The 6,000-nt window shown below is 50.2% G+C and carries 5 protein-coding genes; all 5 read right to left on the reverse strand.

What is annotated here, in order from left to right; genetic code table 11:
• Positions 1–5: 5 nt before the first annotated feature.
• Complete coding sequence (locus DWY55_RS13550) at positions 6–2,537, reverse strand: TonB-dependent receptor domain-containing protein (protein WP_120178110.1); 2,532 nt, start codon at positions 2,535–2,537, stop codon at positions 6–8.
• Positions 2,538–2,687: 150 nt separating this feature from the next.
• Positions 2,688–3,983 carry an MgtC/SapB family protein gene (locus DWY55_RS13555; RefSeq protein ID WP_120178111.1) on the reverse strand — a complete coding sequence of 432 codons (1,296 nt, stop codon included), beginning with the start codon at positions 3,981–3,983 and terminating at the stop codon, positions 2,688–2,690.
• Positions 3,984–4,017: 34 nt separating this feature from the next.
• Positions 4,018–4,485, reverse strand: a complete 468-nt coding sequence (locus tag DWY55_RS13560) for a CYTH domain-containing protein (RefSeq protein ID WP_005834595.1) — start codon at positions 4,483–4,485, stop codon at positions 4,018–4,020.
• Between the two features lie 19 nt (positions 4,486–4,504).
• Positions 4,505–4,639: a hypothetical protein gene (locus DWY55_RS22525; protein WP_005830349.1), complete on the reverse strand. Its 135-nt coding sequence runs from the start codon at positions 4,637–4,639 to the stop codon at positions 4,505–4,507.
• Positions 4,640–4,719: 80 nt separating this feature from the next.
• Complete coding sequence (prfB, locus tag DWY55_RS13565; protein ID WP_117713767.1) at positions 4,720–5,835, reverse strand: peptide chain release factor 2; 1,116 nt, start codon at positions 5,833–5,835, stop codon at positions 4,720–4,722.
• Positions 5,836–6,000: the final 165 nt, after the last annotated feature.

Genomic DNA, 6,000 nt, shown 5'->3' on the forward strand with positions numbered 1-6,000 from the left:
ACAACCTATTCACCGCCGCCACCGGAACCACTGCCACCGCTCTTCACATCATCATTGCTGATAGTGCGCGCAGCCTTTTTCACGCTTGCCTTCAACTCACCGATACGGTAGCTGACGCTTATGCCGAAGCGTTGGCGGCTGTACTTATAATTGCTTTCCCGTATAAAACCGCTGCCTTCGGTGGTGGAGCTTTGGTCCATATACTTCTTGAAGAAGTTGCTGGCAAAGGCAGACAAGGTGAGGCGCTTGTCCAGGAAGGACTTGTTGACGCTCAAGCCATAATCAAAGAAGCTGCTACCCTTACCTTGCAGCATAATCCACGGCGTCTGTCCGAAGACATTCAGACTGATGCGCCAGTCATGGGGCAGCGTCTGCTGTGCACCGCCGTAGGCAAAGAGGCTCCAGCCATCGTTACGCATGCCTTCACTGCCCTCCAGATAAGAGTAATTGCCGCTCATGTTCATGTAGATACGTGTACGTGGAGTGGCATTCCAGTTGACGTAGCCGTTCACACTGGCATAACGGGTCTTGCCGATGTTGGCATAGGTAGAATAAAGCACATCCTTGCCCGTGGGATTCTTCAATCCCTCAATCTCCGTATCAGGCATGAGCCTTGTCACATTCTCAATACTGTTGTTGGTAAACGAGTAACGGGCCGAGATATTGATGTTGAACTTCTGTGTGAAGTTACTGTAACTCAAGTTGAAAGCATGGCTCTTCTCGCTGTCCAGCTCCGGATTACCCTGGCTGATGTAGGAGGGGTCCGTATCATTCAGATAAGGATTCAGAGACCAGATTCCCGGACGATAGATACGCATGTTGTACCCCAAACGCAGATTGGACATATCCGTCAGCTTATAGCCGATGGAAGCGGAAGGCACTACGTCGTCAAAGTTCTTTGTGAAATCCTCGCCGCGGCCCACCAGATACTTCACATCTTGGATGGTATGCTCGTAGCGCAATCCCAAACGGCCCGAAAGTCTCTTCACCTTCAGTCCATATCCCAGATAGGCGGCGATGATATCGTTCAAATGCTTGTAGTGCGAGCTCTGGTCCTTGTTGTATTCATACTTTCCGGTATCGTCCGCATCAAAACGGTCGTCTTCGGAGGAGTTGTTGCGCAGAATGTACTTGGTGCCTGCCTCCAGTGTATGCAGTTTGCCGATAGGCGTGGTATAGTCGGCCTGGAACGTATGCTCCGTGGTATTCTGCTCACCGTCGTTATGCTGGTTCTTCAAACGGTTCAGATAGTCTGCCCAATCGGGGTTATAGCCATTGTCTATTTCATATTCCGTATAGGAATCCGACGTTTGCGGACGGGTGTTTATCTTGTAGGAGAACGTCAGCATGCGGTCCTTGACCTTGAACAGACGCTGGTAGTCGATACCTCCGTCGATGGAATACCAGGAAGACTTGCTGCGGTTGAAGGCAGAGTAGCTGTAAATGGGAGCAGCGTTTATGTTCTCCGGAAAAGTAGCGATGTAGTCCGTAGAGCCGTTACTCTTGTTCCCGCCGCCCCAAAGTCCGAAAGACATGGTGACCAGGCGTAATGTATCTATTTCGTAGCTGGCCTCCATGCTGCCTGACTGGAAAGAACCGTGTCCCTTGTTGCTGCCGTCATAGTCCAGATTGGAAGAATTCTCCGTAACAGCTTCCGGTGTCACATGCTGGCTACCGCTGTTATAGTTGCGGGGCTGATCGTTGTAGTTGTAATTGTAGCGGGCGCTGACGGTCAGCTTGCCGCTCTTAATGGTACCGAATGCCCCGCCGCCTGCACCGCGGTTGCTGACGTTGGCACTGAACGTAGCCGTATAGCCTTCGAGTCCGCTGCCCACGGTGACGATGTTCAGAATACCGCCCACACCCTCGGCGTCATACTTGGGGCCGGGATTGGTTATCACTTCAATATGCTTGATACTGTTTGCAGGCATACTTTTCAGCACTTCCGTCGGGTTGTTGCTCATCATGTTGTTGGGCTTTCCGTTGACATATACCTTAAAGCTGCTACTCCCGTTCACCTGAATATTGTCCTCGCCATCCACCGTTACCAACGGTACCTTGCGAAGCATTTCCAGCACGGAGTTCGACTGGGCGTCAGGGTCATCCTGCACATTGTACTCTATCTTGTCGATATCTGCCTTCACCAGAGGCTTCTGTGCCACTATTTCCACCTGCCCCAGCTCATTGGAGGCATCTACGATATACAGCATGCCGAAGTCCACCAGCTTCTCCCCTGCCTTCACAGAAAAGTCCTTCACGATGGGAGTACGTCCCACGGAAGTGATGGTCATCACGAAGTTGCCCGTACCGGGTACTTTCTCCTGGAACTGGCCTTTCATGTCCGTTACCAGCATTTTCAGCGCCTTTGCAGGGGCCTCTTTCTTCACGATTTTAATGGTAGCATAAGGTTCACCCTCCTGGGTGAGTGAGTCGAGCAAAATTCCTTTAACCTGGAAAGAAGTGTTTGCCGTGTTTTGCGCTGCAAGCAGTCCCGAAATCATCAGCATCCATAGCAGCACAGTCCATTTTGTTCTCATTGCGTTTTTATATTTAGTGACTATTCATGTTTATTGTCTTGGTATTAGACGTTTCCCGTTCGACTTTTGTCACAATGAATTCGGCAAAAATAGCCCCTTTTTCATGCATTTACGAGACTTTCGGAGTTAAAAAAGCAAAAAGAAAGCAATTTAGAGAAAATAGAAGAAAAGTAACAGACAGATATTTGCGGCAATAACAGAGCCGAATCCCCCCAATATCCACGGGCGCAAAGGGCTTTTTCCGCCGGCAAAGAATAACGCGTAGCACATGTTCACCGCTATATTGCTGACAATAGCCTGCATGCTGCAAGCCGTAATCACCAGCACCGCCACACTGCCCGTTCCTTGAAGCAGGTTCAGGATGAAGGGAGTAATGTCACTGAAGCCCGAAATGAAAGAAAGCAGGTTCAGCCCACCCGTGCCGGCATACACCAGCGTATAGTGGGTCAAGATAGTGAACACCACAAACAGCATGGCAAAAATCAGCGCTACCTTGAACTCCAACGGATTACTGCTGTCCTCGTCCTCCGTGGTCTGCGTGCCGTCGTCCACCCGTTTCCGCTTGGAATGCAGATACCATGCCACGGCTGCCGTCACCACCGACATTATCAGCAAGTAGGGATAAATGGCCAGTAGCGTCTCCCGGCTGAAAATACCTATCAATATCAAGAAACGGAGGAACATCATGCTGACCGCCAACAACATGGCTGCCACATATTCGGGAGCATCCTGCGCAGAAGCCTTACGGCTCTTTCGCGCCAGTACGGAAATGGTAGCCGTGCTGCTGTACAAGCCTCCCACGATGCCCGAAACCAGAATACCCGACTCATGGAAGACGTAACGCTTCAACAGATAAGAAAGGTAGGAAATGCCCGATACAACCACCGTGGCCAGCCAAATACTGTATGGCGTCAGGTTGATGCCGGGAATAAGGTTCTCATTGGGCAGCATCGGCAGGATAATGCCGCTGATGGCAAGGAACTTGGCAAGCGTAATCATCTCGTCATTCTTCATGCGCTGAGCCAATTCCGTGAAGGTGTGTTTCAGCTCGGTGAAGAGCAGGACGGTCACTATGACCATGACGTAGAACCACGACGGCTGCGTAGCCACAATGGGAGCAATGCAGTAGGTGATGAGTGCAATGATGATGGTGGTTACTCCGAACACATGGTATTGTGACTGCTTCACATAATAGTTCAGTCCGAGCAGCAGTCCCAGAATGGCTCCTCCTCCCATGAACAGACGATAGCCCGTAGGGTCGAGGATATAGAGCAGATAGCCCAGAATGCCTATAAAGGTGAAGGTGCGGTCGGTACCGAAAAGCGTAGTTTCCCCTTCGCGCTTCAAGCTGATTTTACGCTGTGAAAGCCCGATGAGTAAAGAGAATACAGTGACCAAAAGGAAGGTGACCAGTTCTCTTGGCAGGTAGTCGTAAAGTTTCTCCATGACGATTAAACAAGTACGGCATACAATTGGTTTGCTACCACGTGGTGAAAGGGTGTTTCATCAGTTGCGAGTTATAGTAGCGGACATCTCCCGTCACCTCCCGTCCGATGAATGCAGGTTTCACGAAAGGCTCGTCTTCCGAGGAGAGTTCCACCTCGGCCACAGTCAGTCCCTCGTTCTCGCCATAGAATTCATCCACCTCAAAGACGTGCTGTCCGCTGCGCACCAGGTAACGGGTCTTGTCGATGATACCCGGTTCGCACAGCTTCAGCAATTCCCGCGCTTCGCACAGCGGAATTTCCTTTTCCCACTCGTAGCGGCTGGTTCCCGATTCATTGGATGCACCCTTGATGGTGAGAAATCCCCGTTCATCGCGGATGCGCACCCGTACTGTCCGTCCACGTACACTGCTGATGTATCCTTGTACGATACGGCTGTGTGCATACGCTTGTGGCTTGTATTCTCCCGTCACGAGGAATTTCCGTTCTATCTCCTGCGGCATGTCGTTTCCAATGATTTTATCAGCCCCAGTAAGAGTAAGCCACAAACATGGCGATGACCAATACAATGGCTATTACTCCCATCGTCATCATCACTTTCTTGGCTTGTTGCTCTTCCTTCTGGCTATGCATTGCTTTCTTTTTACTTTTTCCCATGGTGTGTTTTATAGTTTAAAGTTCAACGATGAACAAAGTAAGAAGAAATTCGGGAAGAATGCAAATGAAAGGGAGAAAATTTATTCGCCGCTTCCTGCAAACTCCATCAGGTAAGCTTTGATAAAGCCGTCTATCTTTCCATCCATCACGCCATTCACATCACTGGTCTGGAAGTTGGTACGGTGGTCCTTCACGCGGCGGTCGTCGAAGACGTAGCTACGAATCTGGCTACCCCATTCGATTTTCTTCTTACCGGCTTCCACCTTTGCCTGCTCGGCCATGCGGTGCTGGAGTTCCTTGTCGTAAAGCATGGAACGGAGAAGACGGAGAGCGTTCTCGCGGTTCTTGGGCTGGTCTCGCGTCTCGGTATTTTCAATCAGGATTTCTTCCTCTTCGCCCGTATATGGGTCCTTATACTGATAGCGCAGACGGACACCGGACTCTACCTTATTGACGTTCTGTCCACCGGCACCACCACTTCGGAAGGTATCCCATGACATGCGGGCAGGTTCGATGTTCACCTCGATGGTATCATCTACCAAGGGAGTGACAAACACGGATGCAAAAGAAGTCATGCGCTTGCCTTGGGCATTGTAGGGCGAAACACGCACCAAGCGGTGTACACCGTTCTCACCTTTTAGGTAGCCGTAGGCATAATCGCCGGAAATCTCGATGGTACAAGTCTTGATACCTGCCTCATCTCCTTCCTGAAGGTTGGCGATGGTGGCCTTATAGCCGTGAGTCTCGGCATAGCGCAGATACATACGCATCAGCATGCTTGCCCAGTCCTGGCTCTCCGTACCACCGGCACCTGAGTTGATTTTCAGCACACAGTCCATCTGGTCGGCTTCCTCTCGAAGCATATTCTTGAGTTCGAGAGCCTCGACAGCAGTGATTGCCTTGACATAGGCATCGTCCACTTCCTCTTCAGTCACCAGTTCGTCTTTGTAAAAGTCGAAAGCCAGTTGTACCTCATCGGCCAAGGTCTTTACCTCATTGTAGCCGGAAATCCATTGCTGCAAGCCTTTCACTTTCTTCATCTGAGCCTCGGCAGCCTTCTGGTCGTCCCAGAAACCGGGAGCCTGGGTGCGGAGCTGCTCTTCTTCCACTTGTATCTTCTTTCCTTCAATGTCCAGATAGCGGTTCAACGCCTCGGTACGTTCTTTGATATCTTTCAGTTGTTCTGCGGTAATCATATATGCATTTACAATTTAGGAAGTGCAAAGGTATAAAAAAACACATAATTCCGCAATTGTCAATCCAATAAGTAATACTAACAGCAAATGATTTCACCAGAACACCCACTACTGTCCAAAGAAATTTTCCCATAGGTTCAGTTGATCTGAATCGGCATCATTCAT

This window comes from Bacteroides sp. AF25-38AC (genome assembly GCF_003602995.1).
Lineage (GTDB): Bacteria > Bacteroidota > Bacteroidia > Bacteroidales > Bacteroidaceae > Bacteroides > Bacteroides uniformis.